Annotated in this window: 18 protein-coding genes; 9 read left to right on the top strand and 9 right to left on the bottom strand. The window is 70.0% G+C overall.

The genetic code is table 11. The features are described 5' to 3' along the window. Position 1 precedes the first annotated feature (1 nt). Both LGM42_RS16875 and LGM42_RS16870 read left to right on the top strand, forming a co-directional pair. Positions 2 to 655, top strand: a complete 654-nt coding sequence (locus tag LGM42_RS16875; protein ID WP_226232738.1) for a hypothetical protein — start codon at positions 2 to 4, stop codon at positions 653 to 655. Then, a complete protein-coding gene (locus LGM42_RS16870) occupies positions 538 to 1,401 on the top strand; it encodes an RES domain-containing protein (RefSeq protein WP_226232698.1) in 864 nt (287 codons plus the stop codon). Before LGM42_RS16875 ends, LGM42_RS16870 begins: the two co-directional genes overlap by 118 nt. Here the strand turns inward: LGM42_RS16870 and LGM42_RS16865 are convergent. Further along, a complete protein-coding gene (locus LGM42_RS16865) occupies positions 1,290 to 2,504 on the bottom strand; it encodes an MFS transporter (protein WP_059574233.1) in 1,215 nt (404 codons plus the stop codon). The genes LGM42_RS16870 and LGM42_RS16865 overlap by 112 nt on opposite strands. A gap of 332 nt (positions 2,505 to 2,836) precedes the next feature. Between LGM42_RS16865 and xdhA the strand changes: the two genes are divergently transcribed. From xdhA to LGM42_RS16845, 4 genes are all read left to right on the top strand, one after another. Continuing rightward, positions 2,837 to 4,423, top strand: coding sequence for a xanthine dehydrogenase small subunit (gene xdhA, locus LGM42_RS16860; protein WP_226232697.1), 1,587 nt, complete (start codon positions 2,837 to 2,839; stop codon positions 4,421 to 4,423). An 18-nt stretch (positions 4,424 to 4,441) separates the two neighbouring features. Next, on the top strand, positions 4,442 to 6,805 hold the full coding sequence (gene xdhB / locus LGM42_RS16855; RefSeq protein ID WP_226232696.1) for a xanthine dehydrogenase molybdopterin binding subunit: 2,364 nt from the start codon (positions 4,442 to 4,444) through the stop codon (positions 6,803 to 6,805). Between the two features lie 84 nt (positions 6,806 to 6,889). After that, on the top strand, positions 6,890 to 7,558 hold the full coding sequence (xdhC, locus tag LGM42_RS16850) for a xanthine dehydrogenase accessory protein XdhC (RefSeq protein ID WP_226232695.1): 669 nt from the start codon (positions 6,890 to 6,892) through the stop codon (positions 7,556 to 7,558). A 123-nt stretch (positions 7,559 to 7,681) separates the two neighbouring features. Continuing rightward, the gene (locus tag LGM42_RS16845) at positions 7,682 to 8,083 is read left to right on the top strand and encodes a polyketide cyclase (RefSeq protein ID WP_226232694.1); all 402 of its coding nucleotides are present in this window, start codon (positions 7,682 to 7,684) and stop codon (positions 8,081 to 8,083) included. Between the two features lie 44 nt (positions 8,084 to 8,127). Here the strand turns inward: LGM42_RS16845 and LGM42_RS16840 are convergent, their stop codons facing one another. From LGM42_RS16840 to LGM42_RS16830, 3 genes are all read right to left on the bottom strand, one after another. Next, a complete protein-coding gene (locus LGM42_RS16840) occupies positions 8,128 to 9,075 on the bottom strand; it encodes a LysR family transcriptional regulator (protein WP_059574228.1) in 948 nt (315 codons plus the stop codon). A gap of 108 nt (positions 9,076 to 9,183) precedes the next feature. Then, positions 9,184 to 9,822, bottom strand: a complete 639-nt coding sequence (locus tag LGM42_RS16835) for a 2-hydroxychromene-2-carboxylate isomerase (protein ID WP_059574337.1) — start codon at positions 9,820 to 9,822, stop codon at positions 9,184 to 9,186. Positions 9,823 to 9,916: 94 nt separating this feature from the next. Next, positions 9,917 to 11,359 carry a TAXI family TRAP transporter solute-binding subunit gene (locus LGM42_RS16830; RefSeq protein WP_089464573.1) on the bottom strand — a complete coding sequence of 481 codons (1,443 nt, stop codon included), beginning with the start codon at positions 11,357 to 11,359 and terminating at the stop codon, positions 9,917 to 9,919. A 432-nt stretch (positions 11,360 to 11,791) separates the two neighbouring features. Here LGM42_RS16830 and LGM42_RS16825 point away from each other — a divergent pair, with 432 nt between their 5' ends. After that, positions 11,792 to 12,157: a BON domain-containing protein gene (locus tag LGM42_RS16825; RefSeq protein ID WP_059574226.1), complete on the top strand. Its 366-nt coding sequence runs from the start codon at positions 11,792 to 11,794 to the stop codon at positions 12,155 to 12,157. A 137-nt stretch (positions 12,158 to 12,294) separates the two neighbouring features. Continuing rightward, entirely contained in the window at positions 12,295 to 14,382 is a 2,088-nt protein-coding gene (locus LGM42_RS16820) for a D-(-)-3-hydroxybutyrate oligomer hydrolase (protein ID WP_226232693.1), read from the top strand. 287 nt (positions 14,383 to 14,669) lie between these two features. On the opposite strand, the gene LGM42_RS16815 is transcribed toward LGM42_RS16820, so the two are convergent. From LGM42_RS16815 to LGM42_RS16795, 5 genes are all read right to left on the bottom strand, one after another. After that, positions 14,670 to 15,458, bottom strand: a complete 789-nt coding sequence (locus LGM42_RS16815; RefSeq protein WP_059574336.1) for a sulfite exporter TauE/SafE family protein — start codon at positions 15,456 to 15,458, stop codon at positions 14,670 to 14,672. Between the two features lie 306 nt (positions 15,459 to 15,764). After that, positions 15,765 to 17,204: a DHA2 family efflux MFS transporter permease subunit gene (locus LGM42_RS16810; protein WP_060312794.1), complete on the bottom strand. Its 1,440-nt coding sequence runs from the start codon at positions 17,202 to 17,204 to the stop codon at positions 15,765 to 15,767. Positions 17,205 to 17,327: 123 nt separating this feature from the next. Beyond that, on the bottom strand, positions 17,328 to 18,059 hold the full coding sequence (locus tag LGM42_RS16805) for a DsbA family oxidoreductase (protein WP_226232692.1): 732 nt from the start codon (positions 18,057 to 18,059) through the stop codon (positions 17,328 to 17,330). Between the two features lie 181 nt (positions 18,060 to 18,240). After that, a complete protein-coding gene (locus LGM42_RS16800; protein WP_081083254.1) occupies positions 18,241 to 19,035 on the bottom strand; it encodes a transcriptional regulator in 795 nt (264 codons plus the stop codon). Continuing rightward, positions 19,032 to 19,994, bottom strand: a complete 963-nt coding sequence (locus LGM42_RS16795; RefSeq protein ID WP_226224157.1) for an ornithine cyclodeaminase family protein — start codon at positions 19,992 to 19,994, stop codon at positions 19,032 to 19,034. Before LGM42_RS16795 ends, LGM42_RS16800 begins: the two co-directional genes overlap by 4 nt. Positions 19,995 to 20,372: 378 nt before the next feature. Here LGM42_RS16795 and LGM42_RS16790 point away from each other — a divergent pair, with 378 nt between their 5' ends. Further along, positions 20,373 to 21,152, top strand: a complete 780-nt coding sequence (locus LGM42_RS16790; protein ID WP_059642012.1) for an ABC transporter substrate-binding protein — start codon at positions 20,373 to 20,375, stop codon at positions 21,150 to 21,152. Positions 21,153 to 21,200: the final 48 nt, after the last annotated feature.

Raw genomic sequence — 21,200 nt, 5'->3', positions numbered from 1 at the left:
GATGATGATTGCGCGGGCGCATACGCTGGAAGGGACGGCCGTCGTTCTTGATGTCGAGGCGGAGGAAGCGCTGCGCAGCGCTGTCGGCGCCGCGACCATGCTCGGCCCCGATCGCGCGCGGGCGCTGCTCAGCCTGTCCGACGAGCAATTGGGGCACCTGTTCAAGGCCGGCATCGCGCAGGTCATCGATCTCGCCGGCACGATCACGTTCGGCATCGCCGCTGCCGCGACGCGCGACAGGAAGCCGACCGGCGGGAAGAAGCGGGCGGCGGGCGTCGCCGCCGATCTGGAGCGGCAAGTGCAGGCGGAACGGCGCATGCTGGTCGCCGACGGCAAGCTGCTGCCTGCCGCGCAGACATGGGCCGGCCTCGGCATGACGCGGCAGGCGCTCAGCAAGGCCGTGGCGTCCGGTCGGATCTTCACGGTCGATGTCGGCGCCGCACAGTACTATCCGGCCTTCTACCTGACGGGAGATATCGATCGGAAGACGTTGGGCAGGGTGACGCAATGTCTGGGCGATTTGCCGGGATGGAGCAAATGGCAGTTCTTCACGACGGCGAAGGCGTCGCTGGGCAACGTTACGCCGCTCGTCGCGCTGTCGCGCGGGAAGGTGGACGAAGTCGAGCGCGCCGCCACGGCGTTCGCCGAGCGCTAGGCGGCCCGTTTGCTGACGGCGCCGGGGGAACATTTCGCGAGCGCGACACTGGTGACGCGAGAGGTGGCGCCGCCGGCGCTCGTGCGCATCTCGCGATTCGCTACGGGCGAGCCGTATTTCGGCAAGTCGGGCGCAACCGCTTCGACGATCCGCGCAAGCGGCGGCGGTACGGCACCAGCTACTTCGGTTTCGATCTGCATTGCGCGTTCGCCGAAACGGTGCTGCACGACGAAGTCGCCGATCTCGTGCTGGGCGGCTTTCCGCTCGTGACGACCGAACTTGACCGCCATGTCCTGTCGTTCGATGGCGCGCCGCTGACCGTGGCCGTCCTGCATGGGTTGCCGTTAAAAAACCTGGGCGGCGATGGTGCGTTGTCGACCATCGCGCCGTACGACATTTCCGCAGCAACGGTCGCTTGCCGTCCACCGACATCACCGCCGGGTCGACGGCTTTCTATGCATGTCCCGGCATCTCAATACGTCGGAGGCACTCGTGCTCTTCGATCGTGCCGGACCCAAACTCTCGCTCAAGAACGCCGTTCCGTTTCGGCGCCACCCCCACGCCGTTCACGTATTGCGGGACTTCAACGTGTTGCTGCGTTGAGCCGCGTTGAACCGCATCGCGCACGACACGCTCACGCCGCCGCACCGCTCCCCGCCACCCGCGCCTGCCGCTGGTACAGCATCATCGACAGCGCGACGCCTGCCGCGGCGGCCACCGCCGCGAACAGGAACACCTGCGGATAGCCGAACGCGCCCGCGACATAGCCGGCGAGCGGGCCGGTGATGCCGAGAGACAGGTCGAGGAACACCGAATACGCGGACAGCGCCGCGCCGCGGCTCGCGGCCGGCACGAGCGCGACGGCCTCGACGCCGAGCGCCGGGAAGATCAGCGCGAAGCCGAAGCCCGTCAGCGCCGCGCCGACCAGCGCGACGTGCGGCACCGGCGCGAGCCACAGCAGCACGAGGCCCGCGCATTCGAACGCAAACGACACGATCGCGACGCGGAAGCCGCCGTACGTCTTGATCGTGTTCGCGAACAGCAGGCGCGCGCCGATGAACAGCGTGCCGAACACGGTCAGCGACAGCGCGGCGTTCGGCCAGTGGCGCGCCGCGTAGTACAGCGTGACGAAGGTCGCGATCGAGCCGAAGCCGGCCGAGCCGAGCGCGAGGCCGAGGCCGTGCGGCAGCACGCGCGTGAACACGCTCGCATACGACATCCGTTCGCCGTGCACGAGCGGCACCGGCGCGATCAGGCGGGCGAGGTAGAAGCCGAGCGCGGCGAGCGCGATCACGATCACGCCGATCAGCGCCGGATTCAGCGTATGCGCGATCGCGACGCCGACCGGCGCGCCGAGCGCGAGCGCGCCGTAGGTCGCGATGCCGTTCCACGAGATCACCTTCGCGTTGTGCGCGACGCCGACCCGCCCGATGCCCCACAGGATCGCGCCGGTACCGCACAGGCTTTCGCCGACGCCGAGCACGAGCCGGCTCGCGACCAGCAGCACCAGGCTCGCGACCGGCCAGTGCGCGAGCAGCAGCGCGACGAGCAGCAGCACGCCCGACACGCCGCAGCCGACCAGCCCGCGCAGCACCGTCTGCTTCGGCCCGAGCGTATCGGCGAGGCGCCCGGCGAGCGGCCGCGACGCGAGCGTCGCGAAGTACTGGACGCTGATCGCGCCGCCCGCGACGATCGCGGAAAAGCCGAGCTCGTCGTGGACGAAGCCCGGCAGCACCGCGAGCGGCAGGCCGATGGTCAGGTAGCAGATGAACGTGAAGCAGACGACGGACACGATTTGCAGCGTGAGCGCGAACCCGCTGCGCGGCGGTGTGGCGGAATCGGATGACATGGGGTCGGAACGAATGACGAAACGAACGGAAAACGGCGGGAAAGGGAATCGGGATTTTCCCATGGAACCGGTTTTCCCGCAGGTACCGTTTAGTTAACTGCGCCCCTATTCAGGAACAGGGCGATGGTCGGCGGCCGGGAGCGGGCGAAGCGCCCCGCGCGGCAAGGGCCCGGGCCCGCCGTGCGCGCATATCGCGGCAGTTATATGAGCCGCATGCGTGATGGGCTATGGGTTGCGGAATTTGACGGTGATAGCGTGCAAACTGTCGGAAAAACGTCGGTCGAGCGCTCCGCGCAGGCCGCCTTGCCCCCAATTTGAAGAAACGCCGAGACATGAGTGAGCCGATTCGCTTCTACCATCGTCACGCGATCCGCGAAGTCAGCGGCGCGGACGTGACCCGCACCGTGCTGCAATATCTGCGCGAGGATGCGCATTGCACCGGTACCAAGGAAGGCTGCGCGGAAGGCGACTGCGGCGCGTGCACGGTCGTCGTCGGCGAGCTGACCGACGCCGGCGCGGTCGAGTTCAAGGCCGTCAACGCATGCATCCAGTTCCTGCCGACGCTCGACGGCAAGGCGCTGCTCACGGTCGAGGACCTGCGTCGGCCGGACGGCACGCTGCATCCGGTGCAGCAGGCGATGGTCGATTGCCACGGTTCGCAATGCGGGTTCTGCACGCCGGGCTTCGTGATGTCGATGTGGGCGCTGTACGAGAAGCATGGCCACGAAGGCTGCGGCAGTGCATGCGCGAAGGCGAAGGACGTGCCGACGCGCACCGAGATCGCCGATGCGCTGACCGGCAACCTGTGCCGCTGTACCGGGTATCGCCCGATCGTCGATGCGGCGGTGCGGATGTTCGATGCGGCCGGCGAAGGCGCGGCCGGCGAAGGCGCACCGGCGCCCGCCGCGCCCGTCGACACGGCCGCGCTGGCCCGCACGCTCGCGTCGCTCAGGCGCGACGACACGTTCGACTACACGACGATCGACGGCGCGCGCTTCGCGGCGCCGCGCACGCTCGACGCGCTGGCCGCGCTGAAGGCCGAGCGTCCCGATGCGCGCATTCTCGCCGGCAGCACCGACATCGGCCTGTGGGTGACCAAGCAGATGCGCCGCCTCGACGACCTGATCTACGTCGGCCAGATCGCCGAGCTGCAGCAGATCGTTCACGGCGACGACTGGATCGGGATCGGCGCGGGCGTGACGGTCGAGAAGGCCTATGCGGCGCTGGCCGGCACGTATCCGGAGCTGACGGAGATGTGGAAGCGCTTCGCGTCGCTGCCGATCCGCAACGCGGGCACGATGGGCGGCAACGTCGCGAACGGCTCGCCGATCGGCGATTCGATGCCGGGCCTGATCGCGCTCGGCGCGCGCGTCGTGCTGCGCGGCGGCGACACGGTGCGCGAGCTGCCGCTCGAGGCGCTCTACACGGGCTACCAGCAGAAGGACATGGCGCCGCACGAATTCGTCGTCGGCCTGAAGGTGCCGACCCGCACCGGCGCGCGCGACAAGCTGCGGTTCCGCACGTACAAACTGTCGAAGCGCTTCGACTCGGACATCTCGGCCGTGTGCGCGGCGTTCGCGTTCATCGCGGACGGCGACACGATCCGCGAGCCGCGCATCGCGTTCGGCGGGATGGCCGCGACGCCGAAGCGCGCGACCCACACGGAAGCCGTGCTCGACGGCGCGCAGTGGCACGAAGCCACCGCGCAGGCGGCGATGCAGGCGCTCGAGCGCGACTACCAGCCGCTGTCCGACATGCGCGCGACGAGCGCGTATCGCCTCGATACCGCGAAGAACCTGATCTATCGCTTCTGGCTGGAGACGCGTGCGCACGACCCGTTGCCGCCGCAGGCGCTGAACGTGCGCGAAGTGGCCGCCGAAGTAGGCGCCGAAGTGGCCGACGACGCGGCGCGCGTCTGACGACGGAGAACACCGAACATGAACCAGCAAGCAGAACCGTTCCTGAGCACCCTCGACCCGCAGGCCGACGCCGCGCAGGTGCACGTCTCGCGCGCTCACGAATCGGCCCACCTGCACGTGAGCGGGCGCGCCACCTACACCGACGACATTCCGGTCGTCGCGGGCACGCTGCACGCGGCGCTCGGGTTGTCGGCGAAGCCGCACGCGAAGATCGTGTCGATGAACTTCGACGCGGTGCGTGCGACGCCGGGCGTGGTCGCGGTATTCACGGCCGACGACATCCCGGGCGTCAACGATTGCGGCCCGATCATCCACGACGATCCGGTGCTCGCGAAGGGCGTCGTGCAGTTCGTCGGCCAGCCGATGTTCATCGTCGTCGCGACGTCGCATGAAACCGCGCGGCTTGCCGCGCGCCGCGCGCAGGTCGAGTACGAGGAGCTGCCCGCGATCCTGACCGCGCAGGAAGCGCGCGCGGCCGAATCCTACGTGATCCCGCCGCTGAAGCTCGCGCGCGGCGACGCGGCCGCGCGGCTCGCCGCCGCGCCGCACCGCGAGTCGGGCGAGATGCTGCTCGGCGGGCAGGAGCAGTTCTACCTCGAAGGACAGATCGCATACGCGGTGCCGAAGGACGACGACGGCATGCACGTGTACTGCTCGACGCAGCACCCGAGCGAGATGCAGCACCTCGTCGCGCACGTGCTCGGTGTCGCGTCGCACAACGTGCTGGTCGAATGCCGCCGGATGGGCGGCGGGTTCGGCGGCAAGGAATCGCAGTCGGGCCTGTTCGCATGCTGCGCGGCGCTCGCCGCATGGAAGCTGCTGTGCCCGGTGAAGCTGCGTCCGGACCGCGACGACGACATGATGATCACCGGCAAGCGGCACGACTTCCATTACCGCTTCGACGTCGGCTACGACGACGACGGCCGCATCGACGGCGTGGCGCTCGACATGACGTCGCGCTGCGGCTTCTCGGCCGACCTGTCCGGCCCGGTGATGACGCGCGCGGTGTGCCATTTCGACAACGCGTACTGGCTCGGCGACGTCGACATCGCCGGCTACTGCGGCAGGACCAACACGCAGTCGAACACCGCGTTCCGCGGCTTCGGCGGCCCGCAGGGCGCGTTCGCGATCGAATACATCCTCGACGACATCGCGCGTTCGCTCGGCCGCGATCCGCTCGACGTGCGCTACGCGAACCTGTACGGCAAGACCGAACGCAACGTGACGCCGTACGGGCAGACGATCGAGGACAACGTGCTGCAGGAGCTGCTCGGCGAACTCGAGGCGACGAGCGACTACCGCGCGCGGCGCGCGGGCGTGCGTGCATTCAACGCACGCAACACGGTGCTGAAGAAGGGCATCGCGCTCACGCCGGTGAAGTTCGGCATCGCGTTCAACGTCACGCACTTCAACCAGGCCGGCGCGCTCGTGCACATCTACACCGACGGCTCGGTGCTCGTGAACCACGGCGGCACGGAGATGGGGCAGGGGCTCAACACGAAGGTCGCGCAGGTGGTCGCGCACGAGCTCGGCATCCGCTTCGGCCGGGTCCGCGTGACGGCGACCGACACGAGCAAGGTCGCGAACACGTCCGCGACGGCCGCGTCGACGGGCTCGGACCTGAACGGCAAGGCCGCGCAGGACGCGGCGCGCCAGTTGCGCGAGCGGCTCGCGGTGTTCGCGGCGAAGCAGTTCGGCGACGGCAAGGTCGAGGCGGCCGACGTGACGTTCGGCAACGACGTCGTGTGGGTCGGCGGCCATGGCGTGCCGTTCGGCGAAGTGGTCGCGAAGGCATACCTCGCCCGCGTGCAGCTGTGGTCCGACGGCTTCTACGCGACGCCGAAGCTGCACTGGGATCAATCGAAGCTGCAGGGCCGGCCGTTCTACTACTACTCGTACGGCGCGGCGGTGTCGGAAGTCGTGATCGACACGCTGACGGGCGAGATGCGCACGCTGCGCGTCGATGCGCTGCACGACGTGGGCGCGTCGCTGAACCCGGCGCTCGACATCGGCCAGGTCGAAGGCGCGTTCATCCAGGGGATGGGCTGGCTGACGACCGAGGAGCTGTGGTGGAACAAGGGCGGCAAGCTGATGACGCACGCGCCGTCCACCTACAAGATTCCGACCGTGAACGACACGCCGCCCGAGTTCAACGTGCGGCTGTTCCAGAACCGCAACGTCGAGAACAGCATCCACCGCTCGAAGGCCGTCGGCGAGCCGCCGCTGCTGCTGCCGTTCTCGGTGTTCTTCGCGGTGCGCGATGCGATCGCCGCGGTCGGCGACTATCGCGTGAACCCGCCGCTCGACGCGCCGGCCACCGGCGAGTCGATCCTGCGCGCGGTGCAGGCGGTGCGGGCGGCGAACGCCGCGCGGGCAGGCTGACGTGAACGGCGTCTGCCCGCTCGCTTCGTGCGTCGGCTCCGACGGGGCGATCGGCTTCGTTCGGGCGACCCGTCGGAGGCCGGCATGAACGGCCCCGCTCGTTCGCCGCGTGCCGCGTCCGATGCGCCCGTCGTGGGGTGCGAAGGCGCGTGCGGCAGCGCGCCTTCGCCGTTGCAGCCGTTCGCGCCGGGCACCGGCCGGCGCAACCGCGCGACCGGTGCGCCGCCGCCGATGCACGTCGTGCTGTTCGGCGCGGGCCACGTCGGCCATGCGCTCGTCACGCTGCTCGGCGCATTGCCGTGCGTCGTGCAGTGGGTCGACACGCGCGAGGAGCTGTTCCCGGACGAGTGCCCGCCGAACGTGCAGCCGGAGCCGACCGACACGCCGGAGGCCGTCGTCGACGCGGCGCCGCCCGGCGCGTATTTCCTCGTGATGACGCACAACCACGCGCTCGACTTCTCGCTCGCCGCGCGGATCATGCGGCGGCGCGACTACGCATACTTCGGGATGATCGGCTCGCGCACCAAGCGCGTGAGGTTCGAGCGCCGGCTCGCCGCGCGCGGCGTCGATCCGGCGCGGCTCGTCGAGATGGTGTGCCCGATCGGCGTCGCCGGCATCGTCGACAAGGCGCCGGGCGCGATCGCGGTGGCCGTCTGCGCGGAGCTGCTGCAGGCCCGCTCGGGCATGCCGGTGGCCGATGCGAAGGCGGCCGCGGCCGGGCGCGCACGCGGCGACGTGTCCTGCGCGCGGTAAGACAGCGGTAAAACAGCGATAAAACGGTCATGCCGCGCGGTCGGCGCACGGCCGCGCGTTTTTGCCTACACTGCACGGCAACGCGCGGCAGCGGGCCGCGCTCACTTTACCGTGCACGCGCCCATGTCCGATCATTCCGTCTATCTCGACGCGCTCGATGCGAGCCTCGTCGCCATCGAGCGCTGGCTGTCCGGCGTCGATACCGCGCCGGCGGCGCTCGATGCGCTGCTCGCCGCGTTTTCCGCCGACTTCACGATCGTCCTGACCGACGGCCGCATGGTCGACCACGTCGGCATGCGCGCGCTGTTCGCGAAGCTGGCCGGCGCGAAGCCGGGGCTGCGCATCGCGCTGTCGGAGATCCGCGTGCTCGCGGCGGACGCGTCGCACGCGGTGCTCACCTATCGCGAAGCGCAGCACGCGGCGGCGGGCGAGTTGCCCGCGCGCCGCGCGACCGCCGTGTTCGCGCGCGACGCGGCGGGCGCCGTACGCTGGACCCATCTGCAGGAAACCTTCTGCACGGCTTGAGCGGCCGCGCTGCCTGACCCGTCGCGCTGCGCTTCGGCCGCGCGTCAGCGCTTGCGCGTGCGGGCGACCGTCAGCTCGTCGGACACGCTCTGCATCAGCGCGCACAGCCACGCGATGTCGGTCGGCCGGTCGGGCTGCGGGTGCGTGAGCAGGTAGCTCTTGATGCGCGGGAACGGCACGGGCGGCGCGACGACGACGAGCGGCAGCAGTTGCGCATAGTGCGTCGCGAAGCGGCGCGTCGTCGTGAAGATCAGGTCCGACTGCAGCAGCACCTGCGGCACGATCCCGAAGTACGGCAGCGTCGTCACGACGCGCCGCGCGAGGCGCGCGCGTGCCAGGCCGATCTCGATCGCATTGCGCTTGTCGCCGGTGTACGGGGTGGGCGCGACGTGGGCGGCCGACGCATACGCTTCGCGCGTGAGCGGCTCGCGGGCGAGCGGATGCGCGTCGCGCATCAGGCACACGATCGTGTCGGAGAACAGGTCCTGGCGCGCGAACTGCGGGTCGGGCTTCGGCCAGTTGCCGATCACGAGATCGAGCGCGCCCGACTCGAGCGCGGCCGCGTGGTCGAGCGCGGGGTTCAGCGAATCGATTTCCAGACGGGCATGCGGCGCCGCGTCGCGAAAGCGCTCGATCAGCGTCGGCATGAAGAAATCGTTCAGGTAGTCGGGCGCGGCGACGCGGAACGTGCGCCGCGCGGACGACGGATCGAACTCGCCGTGCGGCGTCGCGATGAAATCGACCTCGCGCAGCGCGCGCGACGCGGCTTCGAGCAGCGACGCGCCGTATTCGGTCGGCACCATGCCGGATTTGCCGCGCACGAGGATCGGATCGTTCAGCGTCTCGCGCAGCTTGCGCAGCGCGGTGCTGATCGCGGGCTGGGTCTGGTTCAGCCGCAGCGCGGCCTGCGTGACGCTGCGCTCGAGCAGCAGCGTGCGCAACACGCGCACGAGCCAGATGTCGAGCGAGGCGGTACGGTCGTCGTCTTCCATTGGTGGGGGATGCGGGGGACGCCAAGGGGCCGTTTTCATATGAAAACAGCCCGTTACCTTACCGCAGCCGCGCGTTGCCGTGCGTGATACCGGCCATCACGCACGCCATCACGCGCGGCCCTTCGGCAGCGTGCTGATCCGCTTGACCTCGCCCGATTCGAGCCAGTTCGGCGTGCGCGCGCAGTACAGCACCATCGGCAGCGCGTCCTCGCCCCAGAACAGTTGCTGGTTCATCCAGAAGGTCGGCACGCCGAACACGCCGAGCGCGATCGCGTCGGCCGTGTTGCGGGTCAGTTGCGCGGCGGTTTCCTCGAACTCGATCAGCTCGTCGCCGTGGCCGACGCCGACGCGTTCGCACAGCGCCGCGAAGCCTTCCGGCGTCGACGGATCGTTGCCTTCGCGCCAGATGAAGCGGAACATTTCCAGCACCGTCGCGATATCGGCGCGCAGCGCGATCGCGAGGCGCAGCACCTTGTCCGAATCGAACGGGTGCGCGGGCGGCATCTTGAAGCGGATGCCGAGCTGTTCCGCGCGAAACAGCGCGTGACGGTACGTGAACACGCGCTTGGCCGGCACGTCGGCGCTCGGACGCTGGCCCCAGTGGCGCTGGAGGTCGGCGAGCGACACGGCCACGGGGTCGAACGGCACGTCCGGCCATTTGTCGTGCTGCTCGAGCAGCAGATACGAGAACGGCGACACGAAGTCGAAGAACCAGGCGGGTTGGGCGGTATCGAGGCCGGTTGTCATGTCGTTCTCCAGAAGGTGGGGCGTGCGGCGCCTGACGGCGGCCTCCATGTTACGCGGCGGCGCGCGCATGCAGCAATGATCGCGGATCGTCCGCTCATGCGGAACCGGGAGTCGCCCGGGGGGCGTCGCCGGCCGGCTGCGGCGCGCTTGCCGTGCGTGCCGGCGGGCTGCCGGCGGCGGGCGGGCCCGCCGGCGTGTCCGGCTCCTGCGCGGTGAGCCGTTCGCGCACGAAGCCGATGTGCTCGCGCAGCACGTAGAACTGCCCGGCGTACGCGAGCGGCATCTTCATCCGGTTCACGGCTTCCTCGATGTCGTCGAGCTCGTCGAGCAGCTGGACGCGCTCCTCGGCCGTGTGTTCGCCGAGCGCGCGGCGCTCGAGCGCGATCAGCGCGCCGTACCAGCGGTAGATGCGCGAGCGCACGCGCCAGCCGTACAGCGACGGCACGAGCCGCAGCCCCGGAATCAGCACGACGATCAGCGGCACGACCACCACCAGCAGCCGGTCGACGAGGCTCGCGACCCAGAACGGCAGCCGCCGGTACAGGAAGCTCTTGCCCGACTTGTAGTAGCGGGCGGCGTCGTCGGACAGCGGGAAGCCGCGCGTGACGGACGACGGAAATTCGCCTGCGTGCTGCAGGATCGTCGCGTGCCCGTGCACTTCGCGCGCGGCCTCGATCAGCAGGTCGGACAGCGCGGGGTGCAGCGAGTCGCGCGCGACGAGTTCGATCGTCGGCGCGACGGTGTGGATGTCGGCAGGCGGCAGGTTGCGGCCGAGATCGTAGACGCCCATCGGCAGCGTGATCGCCGTCAGGTACGGAAAGCGCCGCGCATACGCCTCGGCCTGCGTGAACGAATACACGTGCACGCCCGGCGCGCGGAACAGCTTCGCCATCACCGGGATCTGCGTCGAGTCGCCGGACAGGAAGGCCGCGTCGATCTTGCCGTCGAGCAGCGCGGTCGCGGCGTCCTCGCCGGCGGTCGGCAGCAGCTCGGTCGAGCCGCCCGGCACGATGCCGTTCATCTTCAGCAGCGCGAGGCTCAACTCTCGCGCGCCGCTGCCTTCCGCGCCGAGCGCGAGCCGCTTGCCCTTGAAGTCGGACAGCCGCGCGACGATCGGGCCGCGGTACATGATCGCGAGCGGCACGTAGCCGATGCTGCCGAGCGACACGAGATGCTCGTCGCGCTCCTTCGGGCCGATGCCGCTCTGCACGAAACCGACGTCGACCGGCGCGTTCGGGTTCGACAGCCGCGCGAGGTTCTGCGCGGAACCTTCGGACGATTGGACGTCGAGCGTGACGCCGTTTTTCGCGAGGATCGTCTTGTATTTCTGCGCGGCGTTCCAGTACGTGCTGCCGGGCGGCCCGGCCGAGATCACGAGCGTGGACGGCGGCGCCGGCTGGATCAGCTTGACCGCGAGCCAGACGGCCGCGCCGGCGAGCAGCACGGTCGGGCCGATCGACAGCGCTAGGTCGCGCCACGAGACGGCGACGAAGCGGGCGAGGATGCGGCGCGGCGGGCGAGGGCTGGCAGGCTTCATGGGGTGGGTGGATGACGCTGGCGTGACGCATCGGTGACGGTCGTCACCGGACGACATGGATGCTCGCGGCGATGGTACCCGGTTTCGCCGCGCATGCGCGAGTCGGGTGGGCCCGCGCGGCTGTCCGGCGACAGCGGCGGCGGCCGTCGCGTCAAAAGCTTTGCGCTTCGGCGGGCGCTGGATTACATTGTGCGACGCAGCCGCGCCCGAATCGCGCGCGACCCGGCACGTCATGAGACCGGGCGCGTCCGGCCGGCGGCTGTCCGGCCCGGCTGGCCCGCTTCTCGCGTGCGCCGGCCGCCGGCCCGTGCCGCCTCTCTCGTATCGCCGTGGAAAACACCGGCTGTCCCGCCCGTTCGCGCGCGGGCCGGCTGTTTTTGGGGGTATCCGGCCGTACTGTGCACGGCCGTTCCGAAGTGATAAGGAGATAGCATGAAGTCGATCGTGTTGAGAGCGTTGGGTGTCGCCGCCGTGGCGGCCTGTCTGTCGGGCAGCGTGTATGCGCAGTCGAGCGACGCAGCGGCGACGGAAGCGCCGGCGGCCGCAGCGAGCGCGCCGAAGGCCGCCGCGAAGACCGCGAAGAAGGCGAACCGCAAGCTCGGCTACGCGGTGCGCAAGGCCATTACGAAGGCGGGCGGCATCGACGTGGCGAACATCGTCGTGCGTTCGAAGGGCGGCGCGATCTCGCTGGAGGGCACGGTGCCCGACCAGGCACAGATCGACAAGGCGGAAGAGGCAGCCAAGAGCGTGAAGGGTGTGACGTCGGTCTCGAACAAGCTGACGGTTCAGCAGCAGTAACGCCGGGCGGCGGCGCGCGAGCGCCGCGTGCGCCCGTTTCCAGCGGGCCCCGGCATGCCGGGGCCCGTTTGCGCTTCAGAGGCCGAAAGCCGCGCGCGGCGCGGCGGCGGACCGATAACGATATCGAGGGGGCGGCGATGACGAAGCTCGGGTGGGGCAGGCGGGTGGTGTGGGGAGCGGCGCTTGCCGCGGTCGCGATGCTCGGCGCCTGCAACGGCGACGAGTCGGCCGAGCGCAACCGGTTGCCCGGCTTCGTGTCCGGCAGCGTGCGCACGACGGCCTACGACGGCGCGAGCGACGACCTGCTGACGGCCGGCCTCGGCAAGACGGGGCTCGCCGCGGCGAGCGCGCCCGGCTTCGCGAATCCGGCGCGGCCGACGAGCGCCGAATTACGGCGCCTCGCCATCTGGTCGAACTACCGCGCGCTCGTCGACATGAGCGCGAACGGCGGCTACGGCCGCTTCTGGGGGCCGAATGTCGACCTCGACGGCAACGATACGCTCGGCGAAGGCAAGATTCCCGGCACCGAATACCTTGCGTATGCCGACGACGGCAGCGGCACCAAAAACGTCACGCTGCTCGTGCAGGTGCCCGCCCGCTTCGATCCCGCGCAGCCGTGCATCGTCACCGCGACGTCATCCGGCTCGCGCGGCGTGTACGGCGCGATTTCCGCGGCCGGCGAGTGGGCGCTCAAGCGCGGCTGCGCGGTGGCCTACAACGACAAGGGCGGCGGCAACGGCGCGCACGAGCTCGGCTCCGACACCGTCACGCTGATCGACGGCACGCTCGCCAACGCGGTGCTGGCCGGCACCGCGAGCCTGTTCACCGCGAACGTGACGAGCGGCGATCTCGCCGCGTTCAACAACCGCTTCCCGAACCGCTATGCGTTCAAGCACGCGCATTCGCAACAGAATCCCGAGCAGGATTGGGGGCGCGTGACGCTGCAGTCGGTCGAATTCGCGTACTGGGCGCTCAACGAGCAGTTCGGGCCGCTGATCGACGGCTCGCGTCGCGGCGTGCGCTATCGCGCGGGCGACATCACGACGATCGCCGCGTCGGTCAGCAACGGCGGCGGCGCGTCGCTCGCGGCGGCCGAGCAGGACAACCGCGGCTGGATCACCGCGGTCGTGGTCGGCGAGCCGCAGGTCAACGTGCGGATGGCGCCGAACGCGGTGGTCCGCGCGGGCGGCCAGCCGGTGCCGTCGTTCGGCCGGCCGCTGGCCGATTACGCGACGCTCGCGAACCTGCTGGAGCCGTGCGCGGCCGCATCGGCGTCGCTCGCCGGCGCGCCGTACCTGAGCGCGCTGCCGGCCGCGACCACGCAGTCGATCCGCACGCAGCGCTGCGCGACGCTCGCCGCGGCCGGGCTGGTGTCGGGCGCCGACACGCAGAGCCAGGCGGCCGACGCGCTCGCGCAGCTCCACGCGGCCGGCTATCTGGCCGATTCCGACCTGCTGCAGGCGTCGATGTGGGATTCGCAGGCGATTCCCGCGATCGCGGTCACCTATGCGAACGCATACACGCGCTCGCGCGTCACCGACAACCTGTGCAACTTCAGCTTCGCGACGACGAACGCGACGGGCGCGGTCGCGGCGCCCGCCGCATCGCCGATGCCGGCCGTGTTCGGCGCCGGCAACGGCGTGCCGCCGACGGCCGGCATCAATCTCGTGTTCAACGACGGCGCGGGCGTCGACCACCGGCTCGCGACGCCCGATGCGAGCTTCGCGGGCGCGCTGTGCCTGCGCCAGCTATGGACGAACGGAATGCTCGGGATGCCCGCGAACGTCGACGCGGTGCGCGTGAACGCGAACCTGCACGGCAAGCCGGCGATCATCGTGCAGGGCCGCGGTGACGCGCTCGTGCCGGTGAACCACGCGTCGCGCGCGTACGTCGCGCAGAACGGGATCAGCGAAGCCGGGCGCAGCCGGCTGGTGTTCTACGAAGTGACGAACGGCCAGCACTTCGACGCATTCCTGTCGGTTCCGGGCTTCGATACGCGTTTCGTGCCGGTTCACTACTACAACGTGCAGGCGCTGAACCTGATGTGGAAGCATCTGAAGAACGGCGCGCCGCTGCCGCCGTCGCAGGTGGTGCGCACGGTACCGCGCGGCGGCACGCCGGGCGCCGCGCCCGCGCTGTCGAGCGCGAACCTGCCGCCGATCTCGACCGCGCCGGGCGCGAACGCGATCACGACCGGCGTGGGCACGATCGACGTGCCGCTCTGACCGCGGCCGACGCGCCGCCTCCTGCAAGCCGGACAGCCGTCCGGCTTTTTTCTGCGCGTCGTCTGGAATCGGTCGCACCGCGTTCAACGCGCAGAACCTGACGATCGAGAACGACCCGTCGGGCCACATGATCTGCCTGAACGACGCGTCGCGGACCGCGCTGAAGGGCGATCTCGCCAACTTCTACGACGGCATCCTCGCGAACCGTACTGCGCTGCAACGCGTGCTGAAGCTGCAGGTGCGCACGCAGCACCGGGACGGCGTTGTTCGTCAGGAGCGGCGCCCGCTTACGCGAGCACGAGCCGCACGCCGACCGCGACCAGGGTCGACGCGAGCAGGTTGCGCAGCAGCCGCTCGGGCGCGCGTGCCGACAGCAGGCTGCCGATCACGATGCCGGGCAGCGAACCGAGCAGCAGCGACAGCAGCATCGACCAGTCGACCGAGCCGAGCAGCCAGTGGCCCATCCCCGCGACCAGCGTGAGCGGCACCGCGTGCGCGATGTCGGAACCGACGATGCGGGTCGTCGCGAGCAGCGGATACAGCAGCAGGAGCACGGTCACGCCGATCGCGCCGGCGCCGACCGACGTCATCGACACGAGCACGCCGAGCACGGCGCCCGTCAGCACGGTCGACCACAGCGTGCGCGCGGGGCTCGGCGCGAGCGGGTTGCGCGCGGCGAATGCGGTGAGCTGAGGGCGGAAGATCAGCGCGAGCGACGTCAGCAGCAGCGCCACGCCGAGCACGAGCTGGATCATCCGCGCGGTGCCCGGCGTGTTCATCCCGTGCGTGTGCAGCCACCACAGCGTGAGCGCCGCGGCCGGCACGCTGCCCGCCGCGAGCCGGCCCGTGATGCGCCAGTCGACCGAGCCTTTCAGGCCGTGGACGAGCGTGCCGGTGGCCTTGGTCGCGGCCGCGTACAGCAGGTCGGTGCCGACCGCCGTCGCAGGGTGGACGCCGAACAGCAGCACGAGAATCGGCGTCATCAACGAACCGCCGCCGACGCCCGTCAGGCCGACGAGAATGCCGACGAACAGGCCGGACAGCGAGTACAGCAGATCGATATGGGGAAGCGACATCGGAAGCAGGCGGTTATGCGGCGTTCGGCGGCGGCGCGCGGCCCGTGGCGTGCGCGTCAAAGTCCGCCATTGTCGCAAAAGTGACGCGTCAATGGACGACTGCGTTAAAAATCGGCCGCGAAGGCCCGCCCGGCAGGCGGCCGGCGGGACGTGAAACGCGCGTTCGGGCGGGCGCGGCCGACGACGATGATCTGGCCCGAAAGCGGCGGCGAACCGGGCGCGTACGCCGCGTGGCCGGCACGCACGAAAAAGGCGCGACGATGCGCGCCCCGATCCGATGCCGGTTCCCGGCCCGTTCGTCGACGGTCAGTGCATCGCGGGCCCGGCGCCTTCGACCGCGCGCGGCGGCCGGATGCGCAGCGCGAAGCCGGTCAGCGCGGCCACGGCCGCAAACGCCGCGCCGAACGCGAAGGCCGCATGGTAGCCGCCGTTCAGCGCGTCGAGCGGCGCCGCTTGCGCCGCCGCCAGTGCGCCGGTGCGGGCCTCCGCGAGACTCGCGAGGACCGCGAGCCCGAGCGCGCCGCCCATCATGAACGCGGTGTTGACGATGCCCGACGCGAGCCCGGAATCGGCCGGATCGACGTCGTTCATCGCGGCGAGCAGCACCGGATTGAACGCGACGCCTGCACCGATGCCGAGCAGCGCCATGCCGGGCAGCACGTGCCACACGAATCCGCCGTCGACCGGCGCGCGCGAGAACAGCGCGAGGCCGCATGCCGCGATCAGCAGGCCGGCGGCGATCGGGCCGCGGATCCCGAAGCGCATCACGATGCGCGCCGACAGCCCGAGCGAGAACGCGGCCATGATCAGGTTCGCCGGCAGGAACGCGAGGCCGACCTGCAGCGGCCCGTAGCCGAGCACGCGCTGCATGTACAGCGCGGACAGGAAGAACCACGCGAACATCGCGGCCGCCCACAGCACGGCGATCGCGTTCGCGAGCGCGACGTTGCGCGCGGCGAACAGCGTGAGCGGCATCAGCGGATGCGCGGCGCGCGACTCGATCGCGATGAACAGCGCGAGCAGCACGACGGCCGCGCCGATCAGCGCGACGGTCTGCGTCGACAGCCAGCCGGCCTCGTTGCCGCCGACGATCCCGTAGACGGCCAGCATCAGCGACGCGGTCACCGTGATCGCGCCGGCGACGTCGAGCCGGGCCGTGCCGGCCGGCGCACGCGTGCGCGGCAGCAGCGCGACGCACATCGCATAGACCGCGACGCCGATCGGCAGGTTGACGAGGAAGATCCAGTGCCACGACAGCGAGCTCGTCAGCAGCCCGCCGAGCAGCACGCCGATGCTGCCGCCGCCCGCGCACACGAAGCCGTAGACGCCCATCGCACGTGCGCGCTCGCCGGGCTCGGTGAAGAGATTCATGATCAGCGACAGCGAGACGGCCGACACGACCGCGCCGCCGAGCCCCTGCACCGCGCGCGCGGCGATCAGCATCGCCTGCGATTGCGCGAGGCCGCAGGCGAGCGACGCGAGCGTGAACACGACGAGGCCCGCGAGGAACATGCGCCGCTGGCCGTACAGGTCGCCGAGCCGGCCACCGAGCAGCAGGCAGCCGCCGAACGTCAGCAGGTACGCGTTGACGACCCACACGAGGGCCGTTTCGGTGAAGTGGAGGTCGGTGCTGATCGACGGCAACGCAACGTTCACGATCGTGCTGTCGAGCACGATCATCAGCACGCCGAGGCAGAGCACGATCAGCGCATACCAGCGCTTCTCGCCGTGGATACCGTGGGTCATGGGCGCTCAGCCTTCTCTCTGATAGTTATTTGAAAGGAGGCATTGTAGACGTCATCGGCGCGGGCTTCCTGCCGGTTTGTGGCAGCAGCGAAGCGTAGTGGCGCGCGTGCCGCGGGTTGCGCGTTACGACCGGGCCGGCAGTTCGCAGCCGTCGGGGCCGCAGGCGGCCGCGTCGCTGCCGCCGAGTTCGACGACGCCGTCGCGCCATGCCTGGTCGAGCGCCTGCGCGAACGCGTCGGCCGGCTGCGCGCCGGACACCGCGTAGCGGCCGCCGAACACGAACAGCGGCACGCCGCGCCCGCCGATCTGTTCGGCGCGCGCGATGTCGGCTTCGACTTCGTCGCGGTAGGCGTCGCTGCGCAGCACCGCTTCGACGGCCGGGCGCTCGAGCCCGGCTTCGACCGCGAATTCGGTCAGCGCGGCATGATCGAACAGCGAGCCGTGCTCGCAGAAATACGCGCGATAGAACCGCTCGGTCAGCGCGTGCGCGCGGCCCGACGCCTGCGCGAGCTTCACGAGCCGGTGGCCGTCGAGCGTGTCGCCGACCAGCGTGCCGGGCAGGTCGTAGCGCAGCCCGACGCTCGCGGCCGCATCGGTCACCTGGCGCAGCATCTGGTCGACCTGCGCGGGCGCCATCCGGTATTTGCCTGCCAGCATCGCCTCGACCGGCTCGACGGGCTGGCCGGGCATCAGCCGGTACGCGCGCGGCACGACGTCGACGCGCTCGGCGTGCGCGAACGCGGCCAGCGCCTCGTCGAAGCGGCGCTTGCCGATCCAGCACCACGGGCAGATCAGATCGGACCAGATTTCGACGGTCAGGGTCGGGCGGGCAGTCGGGGCGGGAGCGGTCGTCATGGGCGGTTCGGGGCGGCAAAGAAATGTAACTGTGACTATATCACTTTATGCTTCCGCGCTTCCGCGGCGGGCCCGTGCGGAACCGAGACCGCACCCGCGCATCGCGAAGCCTGGGCGCCAGAATCGGCGGCCCGGTACCGATGACCGGGGCCTGCGCGTCATCGCGCCCGCCGCATCCCGCTCAGGCGTCGCCCTGCGTTTCCTTCAGGTGCTTCAGATGCTTGTAGACCGTCGCGCGCCCCATCCCGAGCACGTTCGCGACGTAGTTCGCCGCGCTCTTGCCGCGGAACGCGCCTTCCGCGTACAGCGCCTCGACGAGTTCGCGCCGGTGCTCGCGCGTGAGCCCGTTCAGCCCGACCTGCCGCTCGCGCAGCCAGCCGTGCAGGAACGTGTTGATGCGCTCCTGCCAGTCGTCGCGGAACAGTTCGTCGGGCTGCGCGACGACGCCCGCGCCCTTGATGAACAGGTCGAGCGTCGCGCGCACCTCGTCGAACACCGCGATGTTGAAGTTGATGCACATCATCCCGGCCGGCCGGCCTTCGTCGTCGAACAGCACGTTGCTCACGCAGCGCATCCGCCGGCCGTCCCAGTTCAGCTTCTCGTACGGGCCGATCACGCGCTCGCGCGCCGAATGATCGATTTCCTCGAGCGCGGAATCGTCGCCGACCTCGCGCTTCGAAAGGTTGTTCGCGAGATACAGCACGGTCTGGTCGTGCAGGTCGTGGATCACGACTTCCGCGTACGGGAAGAACAGCGCGGCGATACCGTCGGCGATCGGCGCATAGCGGGTGAGCAGCAGGTCTTTGACGGGAGATTTCTTCTTGCGCATCGGTGTCGCGATCTCGGGTGGGCGGGAGCGGGGCAGCGTGTCGGGCCGGCGGGCCGGGCCACCGCCGGCCGGCATGCCCGTGCGCCCGCGCGCGGCCGCCGCGGCGGTTGCGCCATTGTATCGGCCCCGTGCGCGCGTGCCGCTCATGCGTGCGTCAGATGCGTGTACAGCGCGTGCGCGATCGCGATGTCCTCGAGGCCCAGGCCGATCGAGCGGAACAGCGCGTGACGCGTGCGCGACGGCGCCGCGCAGGTGCCGGCGACGAGCGCGGGCAGGTCGCCGACGATCCGGCCGGCATCCCAGCCGTGCTCGGCCGCGGCGATCTGCATCTCGCCCGCGCTCGCGGGCGTCGTGTGCCGGTAGTCGCAGTAGACGTCCATGTCAGGCAGCCACGCGGGCGGGATTTCGTGCGCGCGCGCGACGTTCGTGCTGATCGACGTGACGAGCGCGGGACGCGTGAGCATGCCGTCGCCGAGCACGGGCGTGCCCGACGACGTGCACAGCATCACCACGTCCGCGTCGCGCACGCAGGCCTCGACGCTCGCCGCCGCGCGTGCGCGTGCGTCGAGCGCGGTCAGGCTCGCCTGCAGCGCCGCGTCGCCGGCCAGCGCGGGCGAGTACACGCGGATCGTGTCCCAGTCGCGTAGCGCCGCCGTGTGCCGCAGGTGCGCGAGGCCGACCGCGCCCGCGCCGACGATCGCCAGATGACGCGCGTCGCGCGGCGCGAGACAGTCGACCGCGAGCGCCGTCGTGCCGGCCGTGCGCTCGACGGTCAGCAGCCCCGCGTCGCACCACATCAGCGGCTGGCCGGTCTGCATCGACATCAGCGCGGTCCATGCGGTGACGACAGGTTTGCCGCCTGTCACGACATACGGCGACAGCTTCGCGCCGAACACCTGCTCGTCGGCGAGCGCGCCGAGATACGTGATGAAGTCGCCGGCCCGGTCGGGAAACAGCGTGAGCGTCTGCGGCGGCTGCACCGCGCGCGCCGCGGCCAGCGACGCGAACATCCGGCGCAGCGTGCCGAGCACGTCGAGCGACGGCAGCGCCGCGCGCACCGCGGCTTCGTCGACGGTCAGCGGCAGGGTGGGGACGGTTTGCGTCATGGGGCATCTCCGGTTCGGGCTGGACAGAAAGTCTCGAAAGACGGTGTTCGGCGGGGTTATTTATGGACTAAAAGTCCATTATAGACAAACAAAACCGTGAGGATTTTTATTTTTGAGATGTTGTGTCGGAGTCGATGTCACGAAAAATGCCATGAAAACAACGGTGTTTTGGGTGATCTAAGGAAATTTTGACATCGAGGACCGAGGCTGCATCCTCGTATCCCCTATAGTCTATAGTAGACTTTGAGTCTATATTTCGCATGTAGGACCCGCCACGTCGCCATGCGGCGGCGGCCTGCACTCGAATGCCGACCCGCCGCCCACCGAGGGCGTCGGGCGACCGATCTTCATCGCCTCAATCCGGAACGGAAGACCGTCATGAACTGGAAGCTTTCCCTCTGCGCCGCTGCGGCGCTCGCGTGCGCGGCCGTCACGGCCCATGCGGAACAAACCACGTTGCGCTTCGGGATCGAAGCCGCCTATCCGCCGTTCGAGAGCAAGACGCCGGCCGGTCAACTGCAGGGGTTCGACGTCGACGTCGGCAACGCGGTGTGCGCGAAGCTGAACATGAAGTGCGTATGGGTCGAGAATGCGTTCGACGGGCTGATCCCGGCGCTGCAGGCGCGCAAGTTCGACGCGATCAACTCGGCGATGAACATCACCGCGAAGCGCAAGCAAAGCATCGACTTCACGCCGGCGATCTACGTGGTGCCGATCGTGATGGTCGCGAAGCGCGGTGCGCCGCTGAAGCCCGACGTCGCGAGCCTGCGCGGCAAGCACGTCGGCGTGCTGCAGGGCTCGTCGCAGGAGGATTTCCTGAAGGCGCACTGGGCCAATGCGGGCGTGGCGGTCGTGTCCTACCAGGAGCAGGACCAGATCTATGCCGATCTCGTCGCGGGGCGTCTCGACGCGGCCGTGCAGGAAGCGCAGACCGCGCAGGACGGGTTCCTCGACAAGCCGGCCGGCCGCGACTACCAGATCGTCGGCGAGCCGCTGAAGGATCCGGCGACGCTCGGCGAAGGCACGGGCTTCGGGATGCGCAAGAACGACAAGGCGCTGCAGGCGAAGATCGTCGGCGCGCTCGATGCGCTGAAAAAGGACGGCACGCTGAGCGCGCTGTCGCAGAAGTACTTCAAGCGCGACATCATCGCGAAGTAAGCGCCGCCGCGCGCCGGCCGCGGGGCCGGCGCACCGCGCATCCCATCT

Origin of the sequence: Burkholderia sp. AU39826 (assembly GCF_020419965.1) — a bacterium.
GTDB lineage: Bacteria > Pseudomonadota > Gammaproteobacteria > Burkholderiales > Burkholderiaceae > Burkholderia > Burkholderia semiarida.
The sequence above is the reverse complement of the archived record's forward strand: the minus strand, read 5'-3'. Positions and strand labels throughout refer to the sequence as shown.

Bases quoted from the DNA above. Each gene is read 5' to 3' on its own strand.
- LGM42_RS16810 (WP_060312794.1), bottom strand. From the start codon at position 17,204: ATGACCCACGGTATCCACGGCGAGAAGCGCTGGTATGCGCTGATCGTG.
- xdhC (WP_226232695.1), top strand. From the start codon at position 6,890: ATGAACGGCCCCGCTCGTTCGCCGCGTGCCGCGTCCGATGCGCCCGTC.
- LGM42_RS16840 (WP_059574228.1), bottom strand. From the start codon at position 9,075: ATGGAAGACGACGACCGTACCGCCTCGCTCGACATCTGGCTCGTGCGC.
- LGM42_RS16815 (WP_059574336.1), bottom strand. From the start codon at position 15,458: ATGTCGCTTCCCCATATCGATCTGCTGTACTCGCTGTCCGGCCTGTTC.
- LGM42_RS16825 (WP_059574226.1), top strand. From the start codon at position 11,792: ATGAAGTCGATCGTGTTGAGAGCGTTGGGTGTCGCCGCCGTGGCGGCC.
- LGM42_RS16845 (WP_226232694.1), top strand. From the start codon at position 7,682: ATGTCCGATCATTCCGTCTATCTCGACGCGCTCGATGCGAGCCTCGTC.
- xdhB (WP_226232696.1), top strand. From the start codon at position 4,442: ATGAACCAGCAAGCAGAACCGTTCCTGAGCACCCTCGACCCGCAGGCC.
- LGM42_RS16870 (WP_226232698.1), top strand. From the start codon at position 538: ATGGCAGTTCTTCACGACGGCGAAGGCGTCGCTGGGCAACGTTACGCC.
- LGM42_RS16800 (WP_081083254.1), bottom strand. From the start codon at position 19,035: ATGAGCGGCACGCGCGCACGGGGCCGATACAATGGCGCAACCGCCGCG.
- LGM42_RS16805 (WP_226232692.1), bottom strand. From the start codon at position 18,059: ATGACGACCGCTCCCGCCCCGACTGCCCGCCCGACCCTGACCGTCGAA.
- xdhA (WP_226232697.1), top strand. From the start codon at position 2,837: ATGAGTGAGCCGATTCGCTTCTACCATCGTCACGCGATCCGCGAAGTC.
- LGM42_RS16830 (WP_089464573.1), bottom strand. From the start codon at position 11,359: ATGAAGCCTGCCAGCCCTCGCCCGCCGCGCCGCATCCTCGCCCGCTTC.
- LGM42_RS16865 (WP_059574233.1), bottom strand. From the start codon at position 2,504: ATGTCATCCGATTCCGCCACACCGCCGCGCAGCGGGTTCGCGCTCACG.
- LGM42_RS16820 (WP_226232693.1), top strand. From the start codon at position 12,295: ATGACGAAGCTCGGGTGGGGCAGGCGGGTGGTGTGGGGAGCGGCGCTT.
- LGM42_RS16835 (WP_059574337.1), bottom strand. From the start codon at position 9,822: ATGACAACCGGCCTCGATACCGCCCAACCCGCCTGGTTCTTCGACTTC.
- LGM42_RS16875 (WP_226232738.1), top strand. From the start codon at position 2: ATGATGATTGCGCGGGCGCATACGCTGGAAGGGACGGCCGTCGTTCTT.
- LGM42_RS16795 (WP_226224157.1), bottom strand. From the start codon at position 19,994: ATGACGCAAACCGTCCCCACCCTGCCGCTGACCGTCGACGAAGCCGCG.
- LGM42_RS16790 (WP_059642012.1), top strand. From the start codon at position 20,373: ATGAACTGGAAGCTTTCCCTCTGCGCCGCTGCGGCGCTCGCGTGCGCG.